This window comes from Leptospira fluminis (assembly GCF_004771275.1).
Taxonomy (GTDB): Bacteria; Spirochaetota; Leptospiria; order Leptospirales; family Leptospiraceae; genus Leptospira_B; species Leptospira_B fluminis.
On sequence record NZ_RQEV01000012.1, the window covers coordinates 322,695 to 340,181 of the forward strand.

At 48.0% G+C, this 17,487-nt stretch carries 20 protein-coding genes and 1 tRNA gene; 15 read left to right on the plus strand and 6 right to left on the minus strand.

The window, feature by feature from the left end:
• Window positions 1–4 precede the first annotated feature (4 nt).
• Entirely contained in the window at window positions 5–1,114 is a 1,110-nt protein-coding gene (locus EHO61_RS13445; protein ID WP_342776066.1) for a ThiF family adenylyltransferase, read from the minus strand.
• Between the two features lie 114 nt (window positions 1,115–1,228).
• Between EHO61_RS13445 and EHO61_RS13450 the strand changes: the two genes are divergently transcribed.
• The 8 genes from EHO61_RS13450 to clpX all read left to right on the plus strand — a co-directional run bounded on the left by EHO61_RS13450 (window position 1,229) and on the right by clpX (window position 7,034).
• Entirely contained in the window at window positions 1,229–2,179 is a 951-nt protein-coding gene (locus tag EHO61_RS13450; RefSeq protein ID WP_135814076.1) for a GTP 3',8-cyclase MoaA, read from the plus strand.
• Window positions 2,180–2,181: 2 nt separating this feature from the next.
• A complete protein-coding gene (locus tag EHO61_RS13455) occupies window positions 2,182–2,424 on the plus strand; it encodes a MoaD/ThiS family protein (RefSeq protein ID WP_246032131.1) in 243 nt (80 codons plus the stop codon).
• A gap of 4 nt (window positions 2,425–2,428) precedes the next feature.
• The gene (locus EHO61_RS13460) at window positions 2,429–2,872 is read left to right on the plus strand and encodes a molybdenum cofactor biosynthesis protein MoaE (protein WP_135814077.1); all 444 of its coding nucleotides are present in this window, start codon (window positions 2,429–2,431) and stop codon (window positions 2,870–2,872) included.
• Complete coding sequence (locus tag EHO61_RS13465) at window positions 2,853–3,470, plus strand: molybdenum cofactor guanylyltransferase (RefSeq protein WP_135814078.1); 618 nt, start codon at window positions 2,853–2,855, stop codon at window positions 3,468–3,470. Before EHO61_RS13460 ends, EHO61_RS13465 begins: the two co-directional genes overlap by 20 nt.
• Window positions 3,471–3,659: 189 nt before the next feature.
• A tRNA-Gly gene (locus EHO61_RS13470) sits at window positions 3,660–3,731 on the plus strand.
• 33 nt (window positions 3,732–3,764) lie between these two features.
• Entirely contained in the window at window positions 3,765–5,150 is a 1,386-nt protein-coding gene (tig, locus tag EHO61_RS13475; RefSeq protein WP_135814079.1) for a trigger factor, read from the plus strand.
• Entirely contained in the window at window positions 5,147–5,740 is a 594-nt protein-coding gene (gene clpP, locus EHO61_RS13480; RefSeq protein WP_135814080.1) for an ATP-dependent Clp endopeptidase proteolytic subunit ClpP, read from the plus strand. The genes tig and clpP overlap by 4 nt, the downstream gene beginning before the upstream one ends.
• Window positions 5,741–5,762: 22 nt before the next feature.
• A complete protein-coding gene (gene clpX / locus EHO61_RS13485; protein WP_135769387.1) occupies window positions 5,763–7,034 on the plus strand; it encodes an ATP-dependent Clp protease ATP-binding subunit ClpX in 1,272 nt (423 codons plus the stop codon).
• Between the two features lie 17 nt (window positions 7,035–7,051).
• Here clpX and tatC read toward each other — a convergent pair whose 3' ends face one another.
• Both tatC and EHO61_RS13495 read right to left on the minus strand, forming a co-directional pair.
• Complete coding sequence (tatC, locus tag EHO61_RS13490; RefSeq protein ID WP_135814081.1) at window positions 7,052–7,858, minus strand: twin-arginine translocase subunit TatC; 807 nt, start codon at window positions 7,856–7,858, stop codon at window positions 7,052–7,054.
• A 74-nt stretch (window positions 7,859–7,932) separates the two neighbouring features.
• Window positions 7,933–8,175: a Sec-independent protein translocase subunit TatA/TatB gene (locus EHO61_RS13495; protein WP_135814082.1), complete on the minus strand. Its 243-nt coding sequence runs from the start codon at window positions 8,173–8,175 to the stop codon at window positions 7,933–7,935.
• A gap of 106 nt (window positions 8,176–8,281) precedes the next feature.
• Here EHO61_RS13495 and EHO61_RS17245 point away from each other — a divergent pair, with 106 nt between their 5' ends.
• The 7 genes from EHO61_RS17245 (at window position 8,282) to EHO61_RS13525 (ending at window position 15,017) form a co-directional block, all read left to right on the plus strand.
• Window positions 8,282–8,452, plus strand: a complete 171-nt coding sequence (locus tag EHO61_RS17245) for a hypothetical protein (protein ID WP_167884874.1) — start codon at window positions 8,282–8,284, stop codon at window positions 8,450–8,452.
• Between the two features lie 4 nt (window positions 8,453–8,456).
• Window positions 8,457–9,266, plus strand: coding sequence for a hypothetical protein (locus tag EHO61_RS13500; protein ID WP_135814083.1), 810 nt, complete (start codon window positions 8,457–8,459; stop codon window positions 9,264–9,266).
• Window positions 9,267–9,319: 53 nt separating this feature from the next.
• Window positions 9,320–9,634 carry a thioredoxin gene (trxA, locus tag EHO61_RS13505; RefSeq protein ID WP_135769383.1) on the plus strand — a complete coding sequence of 105 codons (315 nt, stop codon included), beginning with the start codon at window positions 9,320–9,322 and terminating at the stop codon, window positions 9,632–9,634.
• Window positions 9,635–9,670: 36 nt separating this feature from the next.
• Entirely contained in the window at window positions 9,671–11,821 is a 2,151-nt protein-coding gene (locus EHO61_RS13510; RefSeq protein WP_135814084.1) for a cAMP/cGMP-dependent 3',5'-cyclic-AMP/GMP phosphodiesterase, read from the plus strand.
• Between the two features lie 15 nt (window positions 11,822–11,836).
• Window positions 11,837–12,967, plus strand: a complete 1,131-nt coding sequence (locus EHO61_RS13515) for an acyl-CoA dehydrogenase family protein (protein ID WP_135814085.1) — start codon at window positions 11,837–11,839, stop codon at window positions 12,965–12,967.
• 34 nt (window positions 12,968–13,001) lie between these two features.
• Window positions 13,002–14,225 (plus strand): Lsa36 family surface (lipo)protein, encoded by a 1,224-nt coding sequence (locus EHO61_RS13520; protein WP_135814086.1) that lies wholly within the window; start codon window positions 13,002–13,004, stop codon window positions 14,223–14,225.
• A gap of 180 nt (window positions 14,226–14,405) precedes the next feature.
• Window positions 14,406–15,017: a hypothetical protein gene (locus tag EHO61_RS13525; RefSeq protein WP_135814087.1), complete on the plus strand. Its 612-nt coding sequence runs from the start codon at window positions 14,406–14,408 to the stop codon at window positions 15,015–15,017.
• A gap of 36 nt (window positions 15,018–15,053) precedes the next feature.
• On the opposite strand, the gene EHO61_RS13530 is transcribed toward EHO61_RS13525, so the two are convergent.
• The 3 genes from EHO61_RS13530 to EHO61_RS13540 all read right to left on the minus strand — a co-directional run bounded on the left by EHO61_RS13530 (window position 15,054) and on the right by EHO61_RS13540 (window position 17,480).
• Entirely contained in the window at window positions 15,054–16,349 is a 1,296-nt protein-coding gene (locus tag EHO61_RS13530; protein ID WP_135814088.1) for an MFS transporter, read from the minus strand.
• A 117-nt stretch (window positions 16,350–16,466) separates the two neighbouring features.
• The gene (locus tag EHO61_RS13535) at window positions 16,467–16,823 is read right to left on the minus strand and encodes a phasin-related domain-containing protein (protein WP_135814089.1); all 357 of its coding nucleotides are present in this window, start codon (window positions 16,821–16,823) and stop codon (window positions 16,467–16,469) included.
• Window positions 16,824–16,904: 81 nt separating this feature from the next.
• Complete coding sequence (locus EHO61_RS13540) at window positions 16,905–17,480, minus strand: bifunctional nuclease domain-containing protein (RefSeq protein WP_135769377.1); 576 nt, start codon at window positions 17,478–17,480, stop codon at window positions 16,905–16,907.
• Window positions 17,481–17,487 lie beyond the last annotated feature (7 nt).

Genomic DNA, 17,487 nt, shown 5'->3' on the forward strand with positions numbered 1-17,487 from the left:
CATCTCAAGTTTTTTCCGAAAGGAAGGATTCGAGGGCCCTTCTGCCCCCTTTTAGGGAAAACGAGTTCGGATAACGATCCGTTAAGAGATCGATCGCTTTTAAGGATCGCATTCCGGATTCACAGATTAGGATTAAAATCGAAGCCGAAGGTAGAGAAGGGACTTCTCCCTTCGTCAATCTGCTGAGAGGGAAATGTTCCGAGCCGGAGATGGGATACTCCGCTCTTTCTCCTTCCTCTCGGATATCCAGCAGGAGATAACTTTGGTCATTTCGATTTTTTGCATATTCCAAAATGGAAATTTCCCGGAGCCTATTCTTATTTTCTACCGGAGAGGGTCGGTCACCGCAGGCAAGGCAGGCCGGATTCGGAGGAATAGTACTTTCGTAAATTACGGGGGATTCCCATTCCATTAAATAAAGTGAATTTACGGAAACGGAATTTGGATCGAGTAGATAACGGATCGCGAGATTGGCTTGTTGTAGTCCGGCAAGAGCGGTTTGGATTCCCAATACTCCTCCGTCTGCACAGCTCATCGCGTCTGTCGATTCCAATCGCGGGTAAAGACAGCGATAACAAGGCCTTCCTTCCGGAGAAAAGATTGCGAATTGCGCACTGGTCCGGTACAGAGAAGCCGTACACAAGGGTTTTCGATCCCGTACGCATCGATCATTGATGGAATATTTCGTCTGGATGTCGTCCGTGCAATCTAGGACAAGATCCCAACCTTTTAGAAAATCCTCGGACAAGTCGTCCGAAAAGGGAAAGGAAAAAATCTCTAACTCGAGCTTCGGGATCCGGTTTTTGAGAAATTCGGCAGTCACCTCCGTTTTTCTTTTTCCTAGATCCGAAAGAGTGAACGCGGTCTGTCTATGCAGATTGCTGAACTCTACCCGATCGTAGTCCACCAAACCTATCTTTCCGACTCCGGCGGAGGCCAGGTGCAGGGAGGCGGGAGAACCTAGGCCCCCTAAACCGACCACCAACACGGAAGAAGATAAAAGTTTTTCCTGTCCGATCTCCCCGAAAGAAGGAATCCGGATTTGTCTGGAAAAAAACTTTTTCCTCTCCTCGTCCATACTGATGATTTCACCCCTCGCCCTTAGAATACGCAAGTTCTTTTGTTTTCTCCGATTTTCCTTTCGCACCGAGCTTTCGATTCCCCGCTTTGCTTCATGGATATTCGATTTTGGTTTCCAAGATTGGAGCGGAGGGATAGTATAGGATTTATGCCGGAAGCCGAGTCCCGAAAATTCGAAGTGTTGAGGGTTAGCGTCACTTCCTCCTGCGGTTTCGGATGCGTTTACTGCGCTCCCGGAACGGAGGAGTCGGAATTCTCAGCTCGGCCTAAGACGAACGCGATTTTTCTTTCGCCGGAAACGTTTCGAAAAAAACTGGAGGTCCTCTCTTCCCACCTGAAGGTAAAGGAAGTCCATCTGACCGGTGGGGAACCCACGAACCATAAGGGCTTGTCTGAATTGGTCCGGATCGCTTCCGAGCAAGGCATTCCGGAAATCGCATTGACCTCCAACGGATTTTTTGCGGACGGATTGATCCAGGCCTTGAAATCTTCCGGCTTGACTCGGATGAATTTCTCTTTGGATTCCCTATCGCCGGCGGGTTTTTCGCATATGACAGGGAGGAATCTCTCCGTCTCCAGATTGCTTTCGAGAATCGAAGAGGCCGCCGACTTAGGCTTTCCGGTGAAATTGAATAGCACGATCGTGAGAGGTTACAACGAGGATCAAATTCTTCCCTTACTGAAATGGGCCGGAGTCAGAAAATTACCCATCCGCTATTTGGAATTGATGAGAATGGGACCTCTGGTGCCGGAACATTCCGGACTTTTCGTCTCTTCCGAGGAAATCCGGAAAAGAATCCAGGAGGAGTTTCTGTTCGAACCGATCGATACTCCTTTGGAATCCACGGCGCGCTATTATCTGACTTCGAACGGTTTCGTATTCGGATTGATCGCCAACCATACGGAGCCGTTTTGCGAAGGATGCAATCGTCTTAGAATGGATGCGACGGGAAAAATCTACGGATGTTTGAGCGACCCCCAGAATTACGACCTTCCCGAAGACGAAGTCGGTGCGGTACGGGCGTTAGGACTGGCCATGCAGAGTAAAAAAAGCCGGTTTATCGGAAGCGAACTTTCCATGAAATACATCGGAGGCTGAATTTGAAAATACGACTTCTCTGTTTCGCCGCAATGAAGGATTATTTTCCCGCAATGGAAGAGTTGTTCGTAAAATCCGGAAGTACGATCGCGGAATTACGCTCTTCACTGGAAGTCAGAAACCCGTCGGCCTCCCGTCTCTTAAGAGTGAGTCGGTTTGCAGTCAACCAAGAGATCGTAGAGGACGCTTATTCTCTCTCCGACGGTCAGAGCGTGGCGGTGCTTCCTCCATCTAGCGGAGGTTAGTCGTATGGAATCGGTGGAGTTATTCGAGCATATTACGTTTTCTCCTTTGGTCCCGACGGAACGTTTTCCGAACTTACCTGAAATGGGCGGTTTCGTTTTTTTTGCGGGGATCGTCAGGAATATCAACGAAGGAAGAAAAGTGAATCATCTGGAATACGAAGCCTTTCCCGAAATGGCGGACCGGATGATACGATCCATTCTTTCGGACGCATGCAAAAAATGGGATTTGCTTCACGCAGACTGTAGGCATCGTCTCGGGAAATTGGAAATTTCGGAAATCGCCGTGATCGTTACGACGGGTTCCCTGCATCGTGAGGAGGCGTATTCCGCCAATCGGTACATCATAGATCGGGTCAAACACGAAGTTCCGATTTGGAAGCGGGAATTTTTCGAGGACGGCACTTCGGAATGGTCCCAAGGTTGCGCCCATGAACAACATCGGCATTGAGCCGATCGGAGTTCTTTTGGCGGGAGGCTTCAGTTCCCGCATGGGGAGAGATAAGGCTTTGTTACCTTTGGGAAAAAAAGAATCCCTCTTTCTCACTCATTCTTTCCGAAAGTTGCAATTTTTGTGTTCTATCGTTTTGGTTTCGGTGCGGAAAGAGCAGATTCCCTCCTATTCGGAATGGATCTCTCCCGAGAATCTTCTTCCCGACGAACCGTTTTCTTTCGGCGGACCTCTGAAAGGAATCTTGAGCGCATTTTCCCATTGCGTCAAAAACGGGATCCGTTCCCCGATTTTGACCCTTCCCGTGGATATGCCGAAGGTCCGGATCCGTACGCTAGAACGCTTGAAATCTATGGGAAAAAATTCGTCGGAAGGGGTGTTTTATACCGGAGAGAACGGACTAGAACCTTTGTGCGGATTTTTTCCTCGGGAGTATTTGTCGGATTGGTGGGCGGAGTACGAATCGGGTCGGATCGTCGACGTTTCCCCCCGGTCCAAGATCCTCTCTCGGCATCCTCTGTTACTGGAATTGCCAAAATCGGAGAGGGAGGGTTTTCGGAATATCAACCTTTGGGAAGATTACATAAACATAAAATAATATGTAAAAGTGTCATGTCGTATTTTTGAGACACTTTCTTCCGCCTGAAATCGGACAGGATACGATCCTTTTCCCTTAGAAAAGTAGCTTGGAATTTTACCCGGAGACCTGTGCTGCAAGCAACCGTTTTCTTCCCAAAAAACCGGTTTACAGGCGGTTCCGGGTCAAAATGATGGTTCTACCAATCGTGCGGGAATAGCTCAGTGGTAGAGCACCTCCTTGCCAAGGAGGGGGTCGCGGGTTCGAATCCCGTTTCCCGCTTTTTCTTTTTTTCGCCTTTCGGCGCCTCAATCCATGGAATTTAAGACAAAGAAAAACGCAAACGCATCCGTAGACCTCAAGTTAACCTTTGACAAGAGCGATCTAGAAAAAGCCTTCGAAAAGGCGTACGTCCAAAAACAGAAAGACCTCAAAGTGCCGGGCTTCCGACCGGGAAAAGCTCCCTTGGCAATGGTCAAACGGCATCTAGGAGACTCCGTTGCGAGCGACGCGATCAATCTCCTTTTGTTCGAGTCCGTGGATTCCTTAAAGGACCAACTCGAGCACAAGATGGTACGATTTCCGAAATTCACCGTCGAGGATTACGTACCGGAAAAAAGTCTAGTAGCGACCGCAGTCTATGATACGGAACCGGAAGTCACCCTCGGAAAATATAAGAAAATCAAGATCAAGCTCCCGGAAGTGAACGTAGCCGACGATGATGTCCTGGACGAGTTGGAAGCGATCCGGAAACAACTCGCTCGCAAACTACTCCGGGAACCGGAGGAAACCGCTCAGGTCGGCGACACGGTGGACATGGAATTCATCGTTCATGAAGAGGGAAAAGAATCCGGGAACGCCAAAAACGGATCTAGCGATTATAAATTAGGGGAGCCGAATAATCTACCCGGCTTCGACGAGAATCTCTACGGGATGAAAATGGCGGAACCGAAAACTTTCTCCTACTCCTATCCCCAAGATTACCCTCGAGAAGATTTGGCCGGCAAAACCATCCAGTTCGAAATGACTTTGAAAGCGGTTTATAAAGAAGTTCTCCCTGAGCCCGACGACGATCTTGCGAACGAATACGACGGCTCCGAGTCTTTGGCGTCCTTGAAGGAAAAAATCAAGGAAAACCTGCGTAAAAATTACACGGAAGGGGTAAAAGCCAAAAAACTGGAGGAAGTGTATAAGGAATTGGTCGAAGATTCCAAATTCGTTTTTCCCGAATCCTTTCTTTCCGAAGAGTCGGAGCACGTTTACCGAAACATGATGAGAGACGTCATGGGGAGGGGGCAACGGGCCGGACTTTCGGACGACCAGATTCCCCCGATCGAAAAATACGCGGAAATGGTCGGGAAGCCCCTGGAAGAAATTCGGAATTCCTTTAGAGGAATCGCGGAAAACCGACTCAAAGCCTATTTTGCCAGACAGAAATTGGCAACCCAGGAAAATATCGTTCTATCCGACGAACAATTCTCCAAGGAATTGGCCGATCTCGCCTTAAGATACGGGATGCAGGAGGCCGATTTTAGGAAAGAGTTGGAAAAAGGGAAACTTCTGGAATCTTACCGGGACAATTTTTTATCAAAAAAGATAGACGATACGCTCTTCGAGCTTGTAGAAAAGAAATACAACGAGAAGATGAGTATCCGACAGCTTAAGGAATTCCTGTCTAACAAGGAAAGCGGAGGCGTATGAGCGTAATTCCAGTCGTCATCGAGCAAACAGGTCGGGGAGAAAGATCCTACGATATCTATTCCCGTCTTCTAAAGGATCGAATCATCTTCCTTGGAAACGCGATCTCGGACGAATACGCGAATGTGGTGATCGCCCAGCTTTTATTCCTGGATGCGGAAAATCCGGATCGAGACATATATTTGTACATCAATTCTCCCGGAGGATACGTGTCTTCCGGGCTTGCCATTTACGATACCATGCAGTATATTAAAGCGGATGTGCGCACGCTTTGTGTCGGACAGGCTTCCTCCATGGCGGCTCTGCTTCTGGCGGGAGGGGCTAAGGGAAAACGTTCCGCTCTTCCGCATTCTAGAATCATGATGCACCAACCGACCGGAGGAGCCACCGGTCAAGCTTCGGACATTGCGATCCAGGCTAAGGAAGTCCTAAAGTTGAAAGAGATCCTGAACGGCTTGTATACGAAGCATACGGGAAAATCGATAGAGCAGATCCAAAGAGATACGGAACGGGATCTTTACATGACCGCTGAGGAAGCGCAGGCCTACGGCATTTTGGATTCCGTTATTTCCATAGAACGCGGCAAAAACTGATCAAGGGGAAAGGATAGGCATCGTGGCAAAGAAACCGACCGGAACCAATGGCAAACAAAAACTCTTTTGTTCTTTCTGCGGAAAGGAACAGGATTCGGTCAAGCGGCTCGTGGCCGGCCCTGGGGTGTACATTTGCGACGAATGTATCTCGCTTTGCAATGAAATCATCGCCGAAGAACCGGAACAGGAAAAGGAACGTACGGAGTTATTAGGGGAAGTTCCGAATCCTGCCGCCATCAAATCCATATTGGACCAATACGTTATCGGCCAAGACCACGCCAAAAAAGCTCTTTCCGTTGCCGTTTACAACCATTACAAGCGGATTTATCTGAAGGACAAAAAGTCCGATATTGAATTAGAAAAATCGAATATACTTTTGATCGGACCTACCGGATCCGGAAAAACCCTTCTGGCCCAGACTCTGGCTCGCATCATCAAAGTCCCTTTTGCCATCGTTGACGCCACTGCGTTGACGGAGGCCGGATACGTCGGGGAAGACGTCGAAAACATCATTTTGAAGCTTATCCAAAACGCGGATAACGATATTAAGAAAGCTGAGATCGGAATCATCTACATAGACGAAGTGGATAAGATCGCCAGAAAGTCGGATAGCGCCTCCATTACAAGGGACGTAAGCGGCGAGGGCGTGCAGCAAGCTTTGTTGAAAATCATAGAAGGCACTGTGGCAAACGTGCCTCCCCAAGGCGGAAGGAAGCATCCCCACCAGGAATACTTACAGGTGGATACGAAGAATATACTCTTCATTCTAGGGGGAGCCTTCGTAGATCTGGAAAACATCATCAAAACCAGGACCGGGGTCAAAACCATCGGTTTCGGCAGCGACGAGAAGGGCGGCAAACAACTCCGTGACGAGAGCAAGGGAGAAATTCTGTCCAGGGTCATCCCCGAAGACTTGATGAAATTCGGTCTGATTCCCGAATTCATCGGAAGGATGCCGGTGATCGCGACATTGCAGGATCTCAGCGTTGAGATGTTGAAAAGAATCTTCCGCGAGCCTAAGAATTCCATTCTGCGCCAATACACCAAGATTTTGGAAATGGAAAACGTTAAGTTATCCTTCGAAGAGGCCGCCATAGACAGGATCGCTCAGCTCGCGATCGAAAGGGAATCCGGAGCCAGAGGACTGCGTGCAATCGTGGAAAATCTGATGTTAGATCTGATGTACGAGATTCCTTCTCGCAAAGACGTGGAGGAAGTGGTCATCACCGAAGACGCGGTCAATGGAACCAAGCCGCCGAAATTAGTGCTCAAAAAAGAGCCTAAGATCGCCTGATCCTTCCGGGCTTCCGGCTATTTCTTCTTTTCGATCAACTTCATTATAAAAATCGAAATCGCGAATAATACCACGAGCGGGACGAATAGCATCAGCATCGAGATCACGTCCGGACCGGGAGAAAGAACGGCGGCCGCGACAGCCAGTCCCAGAATCGCCTCCCTCCAGTGGGAAAGTAAAAAGGAAGTCTTCAGAATTCCGAGCGCTCCGAGTAGGATCAGAACGATCGGGAGCTGAAAAGCCAATCCGAAGATCAGATGGATATTGAAAAATACGTCGTAGTACTCGTCTATCGGAAGCTTGGTTTCTATATCCAAGGGACGGAAGGTTACTAGAAAGATTTTTAGAAAGTTCTCGAAGGCTTGTGTCCAGCAAAGCCAAACTCCCAACCAAAACAAAAGGGTGGAGAATGCGATGAGAACCCTGCCTAGTCTCGCCGTCTTGGATTCCAATGCAGGAGCGACAAAGCTCCAGAGAAAAACTAGAGTGAATGGAAAACTTAAGAGCAGGGAAACCATGAATCCGGTCCGGAGATAGACCATGAACGGCGCCATGAGCTTGATCTGGTAAAAGGTGGCGCCTTCTCCCAAAACCCGTTTGTAGGGTCTCGTAAAAATTTTATGGATTTCTTCCCCGAAAAAAAGGGACGCCAAGAAGAAGACGGAAAAAACCAACAGGGTTCGGATGAGTACGAGCCGGAGTTCCTCCAGGTGCTCTCCTAAGGTCATATATTTTTCCTGGTCGCGGGAGACCGAATCCGGGTGGGAGACCGGTGCCGGTTCCTTTGACTCGAGCGCCTGGATTTTCTTTTTTTTTGCGGGCATTCCTGGGGGGAGTCGATAGCTCTTTCGTTAGGAAAAAGCCGCAGGACGAAACGCCTCCGCGGCTCGGTACTGATTTAAGCGGACTTTTTGGATTTTTTGGATGTAGTCTGAGTCGTTTTGTTCTCAGGTTCTTGTATTTTTGGAGATTCACTCTCGGGATCTCCGGAAAGGGATTTTCTAAATTGGCGGATGCCGTCCCCCAAATCTTTAGCCAACGAGGGAAGTCGCTTGCCTCCGAAAAGCAGGAGTGCTAAAAACAGGATAATGAGGATTTCCGGCCAACCTAGGTTACCGATGAATGCCAGGGGTAAAAACATGGATCTTCCTCCTTTGTTAGGATTTCCCGCAGGTTTTATCTGTCAAATAGATAGTAGCCCATAGCCGATAATTCTAAAAGAGCTTCCGGCAAGGAAATACAGGAAAATGAGAGTAGAATCTTCGCCTTTCGATGCGGTGTCTTCTTTTCCCCCAGTGTCCCAGCCTGGAGCGGAGCCTCCCATGGAAAAAACGGACGGAAAGGAAGAGGAAAAGACCCCCAATTCCGACTACGTTTACGCGTTATCCACCGGCGGCATCATTAACGTGCAGGTATAAAAGAATGGCCTTAACAAAGGAGCAGAAGCAGGAGTTCCAGGAAAAGCTGGGCGATTTCCGAGCCTATTTAGAGGATTTAAAGAAGGAAGGAAACCTACTTAAGGCACAGTCCCGGAAAGACCCTAAGATGGAGCCCTATTTCAACGTTGCTCTTTCCCTCAATGCGATAAAAAACATCAATACTTGCCTGCTGATCAACGAGATTTCCGTGGTGATTTTGGATCTGAAATCGGATACCTATCTGAACCAAGGAAGAAAGGAAATCTATAGCGCGATCTCTTTTATGGAAAAAGTGGTAGGTGTGGATATCGACGGGGGTTTGGCCGAAAACAAAGATTTATTGGCGAAAATCCTACAGTTCAATCCTATCCAAAGATTGAATTACGTAAAAGGACTTCGTCTCTGCACGAACAAAACGATCGACGCGTTCGGATCCAACTCCAAATGGAAATGGAGCTTTCCGGAAATACATTTCAAAATCGCGATTCTTAGTAAGAATCTTTTTGACTTCCGGGCTTTCGAAAAAGAAAGAGACTTAGAGAACCCGTATTATTATCCGCGTCAGGAACATTATAACCTGATTCTGGAGCTATGTAACTTTGCGGCTCAAGAATACCGGGCTAAATTCGATTTGTCCACGCAGGACGCGGGTGATCTGAAAAAATCCATCTCGCTTTTGGAGGTAAACCGGAAGATCCTCCAGACCACGGGAGAAACCGAGGATTTGGGTAAGACGAAAACGCTGATCGAATCCCTGAAAGAGAAGGTGGAATCAATCGAAGCGGAGAAGGAAAAGAAGAAAAAGAAGAAATAGACCCGTCTCATCTGTTGTAAAGAGTGGGAAAAAAAAGGAGTAAAAACGAACTCATGGCATTGTCCGAAATCAACGACGCAACATTTCAAACGGAAATCTCCGGTGGAATGGTTTTAGTAGACTGCTGGGCCGAATGGTGCGGTCCCTGTAGAATGGTCTCTCCGGTACTCGAAGAGCTTTCCAACGAACTGAATGAAGTTTTGAAAATCAAGAAATTGAACGTAGACGACAATCAGGATACGGCTCAAAAATTAGGAATCCAATCCCTGCCTACGCTATTGCTTTTTAAGGACGGACAACTCGTCGACAAGATCATAGGCGCACTTCCCAAAGCTCAGATCAAGAATTTCATCGAAAGGCACAAATAAGGCCTCTTCGTAGAGGCGATTCGTCAGGAATCTTTCATGCTAAAAGAACAATCTAGGGAATACATCGAACTCCAGCGCGGCGGCTATCTTGTCGAGACCAGCGAAGGTTTTTTCCAAATCGGATCGCCTCCGGAAACGATCAAGGATACCATGGCGGAAAAAAAGACTCCGCTCGTATTCATTCTTCCGAACAAGTTCTTTCATGTGGAAAAAGGCATCAGTACTGCCGAGCTTGAGTTCCCCATCTATTTCAATTTCTTTCTTCGCCAGAAAAAAACCACCATCATCTGTACCGAGGAGCAAAAGGAACAATTGATCACCGTTCTTAAGGAATCCTTAATGGGCCCGGAGGAGATCAATCTCGAATCGGAATACCTGAACGGAGCCGACTCTTTCGGCTTCCCGGATATGCGCGCCGAGATGGCTTACTTCAGAAGCTATAAGGGCCTGGACGACGTGGTGGATTTCAAAGTCTTCGCTTCCGATAACATGGTGACTCTCGGAAAAGTCATCGTTCGGAAACTTCCTTCGGGAGATTTCAGGATTACGGACGGGAGCAAAGAGACGGAACTTCCGGGAGAAGTGGGCTTCAACATAAAATACGATATTGGTACCCGTCTCAAGGAACCGTTTCAGCCGCCCCTTTTAGGAATCACCTGTCTCGGCCCTTCGCACGGATTCGATCCGGACGATAATACTTCCGGATTCATCATCTGGCTCAATCACCAAGGAATCATGGTGGATCCTCCCGTGAATTCCACGGAATGGCTGCGGAGTTCCAACGTGAATCCTAAGCTGATCAATCACGTCATTCTGACTCATTGTCACGCCGATCACGACGCAGGCACCTTCCAAAAAATATTGGAAGAAACTAAGATCACGATCCACGCGACCGCAACGGTGATGGAGAGTTTTCTCCGGAAATATTCCGCTCTAACTAAGATTCCGAAAAAGGAATTGTTGGAGCTCTTCAATTTTCAGCCCATCATCATAGGAAGGCCCGTGATGATCAACGGAGGAGAATTCAATTTTCATTATGCTTTGCATTCCATCCCTTCCGTCGGTTTCGAATTCTTTTTTCAGGACCAGTCTTTCGTATACACTTCCGATCACCTGAACGAACCGGAAATTCACGATAAGATGTACAAGGAAGGGGTGCTTCCCGAATCCCGCTGGAAATTCCTGAAGGAGTTTCCTTGGGATAGAAGGGTGATCTACCACGAGGCAGGGATTCCTCCGCTTCACACTCGAATCAGTTATTTGGCAAGTCTTCCGCTCACGATCCAGGAGAAGATCACCGTCTATCATATCGCGCGAAAAGATATGCCGCCCGGAACCAAATTGAATCTGGCGAAATTCGGGATCGAGAACACCCTTTATCCCGAAATCACTCCTCCCAAACATATCGAGGCGTACAATCTTCTGGATATACTCAGCCAGATCGATATTTTCAGCGGGTTTCCGATCGAGAAAGCCAAAGAGTTCCTTTTGATCGTGAGAGAAGAGAGATACAAAAGAGGGGATCTCATCATCCGGAAAGGGACGCTAGGGGATAAGTTCTATATTATCGCGTCCGGAAACGTGAAGTTCGAGGGTTTGGATACGTCCTCCGAAGCCGTTCCCGTGAAACGATACGGTCAATACGAGTATTTCGGAGAAGCGTCTCTCGTGTTGGATCTTCCGAGAGCTGCGGACGTATTTGCCGAAACCGACGTCGTTGCTCTCACGGTGGAAAAGAATAAATTTTTGCAATTCATTCGGAACACGGACCTTCGTCAAAATCTGATCAGACTGAACAGCATTCGGGACAGCAATTCCTGGAAGACTCTCATCGAATCCAGACACTTCAAAGGATTGACCAGTCACCAGGTCACCCAGTTGGAAATGATCATGAGGCTTTCTAAAGTGAACGCCGGTTCAGTATTGATCAAGGAAAAATCGTTTTACCATGAGGCGTATATCATTCGTCATGGAAAAGTAAGCGTCTACCAGAACGGAAACAAATTGGCCGATCTTACGGACGGGGATTTTGTCGGGGAAATCTATGCGATTTCCAAAAAGCTGGCTGCGAATTATATGTTCGTCGCGGAATCGGATGCGGAATTGTACTCCATTTCCCAGAACGAACTCATCCAGTATATAAAGAGAAATCCCGGCGTTTACATGAGAATGAATACCGTCTACTAAAACGAGGGAATAGGAATGGAAAGAGTCCTGCAATTCACAGAGGAACACGAAGCGTTCCGGGAAATGGCTCGCAAATTTTTCGAGACCGAAGTGGCTCCACACCATCATGAATGGGAAAAGGTGGGAAAAGTTCCGAAAGAGCTTTGGAAAAAAGCGGGAACCAGCGGTCTATTATGTCCGGATGTGCCCGAGGAGTACGGCGGCTCGGGAGCGGATTTTCTATATAACATAGTCGTAATAGAAGAATCCGCAAAAGTAGGAAACAGCGGTTTTTTCATATCTCTTCACAACGACGTAATTGCACCTTATATCTCCGCGTATGCGACCGACGAACAAAAAAAACGTTGGTTACCGGGTTGTTGTTCCGGCGATAGCGTTTTAGCGGTCGCTATGACGGAACCGGGCGCCGGTTCGGATCTAAAAAGCATCCGTACTTCCGCCGTGGACAAGGGAGATCACTATCTCGTTAACGGACAGAAGACGTTTATTTCGAACGGTCAATTGGCGAATTTAGTGATTACCGCCGTAAAACATGAAAACGGAACGATCTCGCTTGTTATGATAGAAGAGGGAATGAAAGGCTTCGAACGGGGTAGAAACCTCGAGAAAATCGGCCTTAAAGCCCAAGACACTTCGGAGCTGTATTTTAATGACGTAAAAGTTCCCAAGGAGAACGTGATCGGCAAGGGCGGACAAGGTTTCCGATATCTGATGATGAAACTTGCCCAAGAACGATTGGTTCTGGCCGTTGCCGCGGTCGAAGCGACTGCATTGGTGCACAAGATGACCTTGAAATACATCAAGGAAAGGATGGCCTTCGGTAAGAAAATCGGATCCTTCCAGCATATCAAATTCCAAATGGCGGAGATGACCACCGAGTTGGAAATGTGCCGTACGTTCGTCGATAAGGTAGTCGCCGAGCATATGAAAGGAAATAAATTGACTGTGGAAGCGTCCATGGCCAAGTATTATTCCACCGAGATGCAAAAAAGACACACGGATCTTTGTCTTCAGTTCTTCGGAGGATACGGATATATGATGGAATATCCGATCGCCCGCGCGTATCTGGACGCGAGAATTCAAACGATCTATGCGGGAACTACCGAGATTATGAAAGAAATTATTGGCAGCAGCCTCGGTCTCTGAAAGAATCTCGACTTTCTCTTCGTCCTAGTTTACTATGGGCGAGATGTCTCAAATTAAGAACGTTTTAAGGCGGTGTGTAAAAGCCATCGCCTTTGTTATTTTAGGTGTTTCCGTATATTCGTTCCCTTTTTCCGGGCTGCAAGCTCAGATCACTTGTACTCCTCCGCTGACAGGCAACAACGTATGTACGATGATTCCGTCGAACATACAGTCCGATTTTAACGGATTGGCTCTCTCCATCCAGACCCAATATTTGAACCAGGTCACGAAGTCCATGGCGGACTCGGCGGTAATGAGCAACGTAGGCGCGTCTATGATGGGGCCGGGTACGGTGAACCGATTCCAGATCGGAGCAGGTCTAGGAGTTGCGGGAGTCAAACACAACGATATTACGGTTTCCTACAATGGCACGACTCTGCCGAATTTTCCGAACGTAGGAGCCTCCGTAAACCCGTCCCTGATGCTGGCGGTGAATTTGGGTTGGCTGTTCGGCAAAGGACAATCCGACCAACCGGATCGCTCCGCGGACATTCCCGATTCCCAACGTTCTTTTTTGCATCGACTGAATTTGTACGTGCACGGATTCCAGGGAAATGTCGGGTCCGGAGATTTGAAGACTCTCACGAACCAAGCGAATAACGGAGTCCATCTAAACGGAAATTTCAATAACGCGGGAGTGACCCTTCGATTCCAATTGTTGAGAGAGAGATACACTCGTCTGGATTTCTTCGGCTTTACCGGGTTGAGTTTAGGGGTAGGATTCCATCGGCAGAGCGAGAACGTGACCCTCTCGTACGCTCCCGGAGTGAATTCCGCAGCCCAGGTCAACTTCGGATCCGCCGTGGGTAGGTGGGACGAAACCGTTTCATTCGGTTACAGAAACAAGGCTCAGTCCGTTCCCGTGGATATTCGAACGGGACTCAGGTTATTCTATTTTCTTACAGTATTCGTAGGGGCCGGAGTAAGCAATAATACCGGCTACGCAAAGGTGAATCTGGACGTAAACGGACCCCTGTATCTTGCGGTTAACGTTCCCACTTCTTCCGGACTGCCTGCGGCGGTGATCCAGCAATTGAGCGGGGGCGCCAGCGGAACTCTTCGTTTGGATCTCACCGGAACCGCCAATGCCAGAACGCAGACGAATTACTTTTTGGGGGGAGTGGAAGTGAACCTTCTTACCTTTAAGGTCCTGGCGGAAGCGATGGTAACGAACGACAAGATCTATGCGGCGAATATAGGGTTGAAGTTCGCACTCTAATCGTACTCGGTTTTTTAATTTTCGGGACGGATTCTTCGATAAAAAGGGAGCTTAATTCGGTTTTTATTCTATACTAACAGGATAGGCATGACTTTTGCAATATAAAGGGAAAGCGGGCAACGAGAAGTAAGTTCCGAGCCGGATTGCGTAAGAATTCAGCAGACCGCTTTAGGAGGCGATATGACGATTCCAACAACGGAAAAACCGCTTCACATTTCCTGCATCCCCAGGGGGGATGCATACGCCTTAAAGGTCAATATTTCCAAAAACGAGATCGGAATCATCTATAGAGTGACCGCCGTTTTGTACGTTCACGGTTGGAATATAGAGGAGGCAATCGCGGAAACATCCACGGACGGATACATCCAGGATATCTTCATCGTTCGAAGGCTGGACGACGAACGGATGAAAGAGGAACACTTGAACGCCATTCATAAGGACTTAAAGGAACTCTTTTACGGCGGAATTTCGGTGATGAACTACCTCGCCAGACATCCGGAAAAGACGGAAACGCTGCGGATGAAATTGGAAGAGACTCCCGAAATTTTTCTCTTTAATTCCGAAATCAGCGATTCCACCGTAATGGACCTGAGGATGAGGGATCGCTCGGGGATCCTGTTCGAGATCTCCCAAATTCTCTTCCTATTCGGGATAGACATCCTTTCCTTTAAAGCGGTAACGGATTCCGGACAGGTTCGGGATACGTTTCTTTTGAGATTGGAAAACGGTTCCAAATTGGACGAGGTTTTGCATTTCCAAAAACTGAAAAATGCGCTCCTGTCCGTATTATAAATCCGGAATTTCTAATATAAGAAAATTCCGGGTTTCTTAGGAATGATGCCGTCTCGGTTGTCGTACGAACCAAAAGAAGAATAGGAATAAGGCGCTTAAAATTCCGGAAACTAGGAAGGAAATTTGGGGTCCCTTTTGGGAATACACCAAGCTGAACGCAACCGGCGAAATTCCTCTTCCTAGAGAACCTAGACTTCTTAGAATGCCCAAATTTTTTCCCTGGTCCTGTGCGGGGGAGAACAGGGACACCATGGCCGAAATTGCGGGGTTTAAAAAGGCGCTTCCTAAGGCCAAAAAGGTCAAAGATAGGAAAAGTTGGATTTTGGAATCCGTAAAGGATAACAGCAAAAAGCCGATCACAAGCATGGACCCCGCAAAAATTCCGATGCTTTTTTCCGGAACTTTCCCGCTGATACGCCTGATGATCCCACCTTGCACCAATACGATGATTAGACCTATATAAACGAAGGTGTAACCGATTTCCATCGGTTTAAATCCCAAGAACTGGTCCAAATAGAAGTTCAGCGAGAATTCGAATCCTGAAAAGAAAAATAAGAACAGAAAATTCAACAAACTGATCCAAAGGACGTCCCGCGATCCTATATCAAATACTCCTAATATAGGATGCAACCTTCCTTCCGGCTTTCTTCGTAGCGAGGCCGGAAGGGTTTCCCGGAAGCGGAAAACGACGAAGAGTAGGTTTACCAATGCGGCGGCAGTCGCCGCCAGCGCGACGGAAGGGAATACCGTCATCTTGGACCAAGGAAGGAAAGGAAGTAAAGTCGAAGGGTCGGTATGAGCAAGAATTCCGCCTATGGAAGGTCCTGCAATAAAGCCGAGTCCGATCCCCGCACCGATCATTCCCATTCCTTTGGCTCTATCTTTTTCCTCGGTAGAGTCCGCCATGGCTGCGGTAGCCACGGAAATATTCCCTCCCATGAGTCCGGTGATCACTCTGGAAAGTACGAAAAAGGAAAAACTACCGGAGGCGAGCCATGCCAGATAGCCGACGAAACTACCTGTGCAGGTAAAAACCAACACGGGTCTCCGTCCGGTTCGGTCCGAAAGTTTTCCCCAAATCGGAGCGAACAGGAACTGTAAAACGGAATAGAGACTGGCGACGATCCCTCCGAATAAAGCCACGAACAGTTTCCAGTCGTGAGCGGAACTGTCCAGCAAACGGGAAGTCCAACTTGCGAGGAGGTCCAAGAGAGGATCTCCGGCTTGGGCGAGGAAATGGTTCAGGGTTTCGGGAAAGATCGGGAAGATGAGGGAAAACCCCATCATATCAATGAATACCGTAAGAACTAAAATGAAGGAATGTTTCCTCATGGGTGGGTTCATATTCGAGCGTTACAAGAATCGGCAAGGACCGAATCGTATTGCCTATTTTTTGAGCCGAGTCTTCTTTGTCCCGAATTTTTCGGCACCCAGGAGGATTCGCAGAACCTACTTTTTTTGGCTGAGTTTGTTGAGCTCTTCTATCGCGGATTTTGCCTTAGCCTTCAATTCTTCCGGAAGTATCTCGTTTACCTGCGAGGAGATTTTCTGGAAATTCTCCTTCAATTGCTGGTAAATTGCGGTCGTTTCGGAGTTCGCGCTTTGCAATTTGGACTGTGCATCGGTGATCGTTTTTTGGATCAGGTCTCGGAGACGATTCGCTTGCTCCGACTGGTTTTGCGCGCCTTTGGCCCGCAATTCCTCGTAGAGTTTTTCCAAATCATGGACGGATTGTTTGATCTTTCCTTCTCCGGATTGGAATGCGGCAATGCCGGCATTTAAGATATCCATTAAGACTTTTTCCATGGCGATCCTCCTCGCACGGCGTCCCAGGATACGAGTAGATTCGGAATTCATCAAGCTAAATCGCGAGACGCACTTTTCGTTTTAGGAAGGATTTTCTAGCATTTTGCGGATCTGGTCCCGGATCTTTGCAGCGGTTTCGTAATCTTCCGCCTTCAGAGCGTTATCCAGAGAATCCTGCAGGATTTCCAATTGCGATTTAGGAAGCTGGGAAATTTTTTCCTTTCCGATGGTTTCTCCCGGAATTTCGTCATCCTTCATTACGATTCCCGCTTCTTCGATGACTTTCTTGGCGAGGTAGATGGGCGCGCTGGCGCGGAGAGCGAGCGCGATGGAATCGCTGGGTCGGGCATCTAGAACGATGAGTTCCTCATCTTTTCTGAGAGTGATTTTGGCGTAGAACGTATTGTCTATGATTTCCTCGATCGCGATCTTTACGATTTGGATTCCCAGAGTCGTCAAAAGGATGGTCATCAAATCGTGGGTCATGGGGCGGGGAGGTTTGGTACCTTCCAAAACCGACGTGATCGAATGGGTTTCGAGGGGGCCGATAAAAATGGGCACGACCCTTTGGTCCGAGTCGTCTTTTGCTTTTAGGAATACTGCGAATCCGACATTGGTTAGAGAAATATTGTAAATGTTCGCTTCTATTAAATCCATTCCTAGA

Bases quoted from the DNA above. Each gene is read 5' to 3' on its own strand.
- EHO61_RS13525 (WP_135814087.1), top strand. From the start codon at position 14,406: ATGACGATTCCAACAACGGAAAAACCGCTTCACATTTCCTGCATCCCC.
- EHO61_RS13540 (WP_135769377.1), bottom strand. From the start codon at position 17,480: ATGGATTTAATAGAAGCGAACATTTACAATATTTCTCTAACCAATGTC.
- EHO61_RS13450 (WP_135814076.1), top strand. From the start codon at position 1,229: ATGCCGGAAGCCGAGTCCCGAAAATTCGAAGTGTTGAGGGTTAGCGTC.
- EHO61_RS13495 (WP_135814082.1), bottom strand. From the start codon at position 8,175: ATGTTTTTACCCCTGGCATTCATCGGTAACCTAGGTTGGCCGGAAATC.
- EHO61_RS13535 (WP_135814089.1), bottom strand. From the start codon at position 16,823: ATGGAAAAAGTCTTAATGGATATCTTAAATGCCGGCATTGCCGCATTC.
- EHO61_RS13515 (WP_135814085.1), top strand. From the start codon at position 11,837: ATGGAAAGAGTCCTGCAATTCACAGAGGAACACGAAGCGTTCCGGGAA.
- tig (WP_135814079.1), top strand. From the start codon at position 3,765: ATGGAATTTAAGACAAAGAAAAACGCAAACGCATCCGTAGACCTCAAG.
- clpP (WP_135814080.1), top strand. From the start codon at position 5,147: ATGAGCGTAATTCCAGTCGTCATCGAGCAAACAGGTCGGGGAGAAAGA.
- EHO61_RS13530 (WP_135814088.1), bottom strand. From the start codon at position 16,349: ATGAGGAAACATTCCTTCATTTTAGTTCTTACGGTATTCATTGATATG.
- trxA (WP_135769383.1), top strand. From the start codon at position 9,320: ATGGCATTGTCCGAAATCAACGACGCAACATTTCAAACGGAAATCTCC.
- EHO61_RS13460 (WP_135814077.1), top strand. From the start codon at position 2,429: ATGGAATCGGTGGAGTTATTCGAGCATATTACGTTTTCTCCTTTGGTC.
- EHO61_RS13465 (WP_135814078.1), top strand. From the start codon at position 2,853: ATGAACAACATCGGCATTGAGCCGATCGGAGTTCTTTTGGCGGGAGGC.
- EHO61_RS17245 (WP_167884874.1), top strand. From the start codon at position 8,282: ATGAGAGTAGAATCTTCGCCTTTCGATGCGGTGTCTTCTTTTCCCCCA.
- tatC (WP_135814081.1), bottom strand. From the start codon at position 7,858: ATGCCCGCAAAAAAAAAGAAAATCCAGGCGCTCGAGTCAAAGGAACCG.
- EHO61_RS13510 (WP_135814084.1), top strand. From the start codon at position 9,671: ATGCTAAAAGAACAATCTAGGGAATACATCGAACTCCAGCGCGGCGGC.
- EHO61_RS13520 (WP_135814086.1), top strand. From the start codon at position 13,002: ATGGGCGAGATGTCTCAAATTAAGAACGTTTTAAGGCGGTGTGTAAAA.
- EHO61_RS13500 (WP_135814083.1), top strand. From the start codon at position 8,457: ATGGCCTTAACAAAGGAGCAGAAGCAGGAGTTCCAGGAAAAGCTGGGC.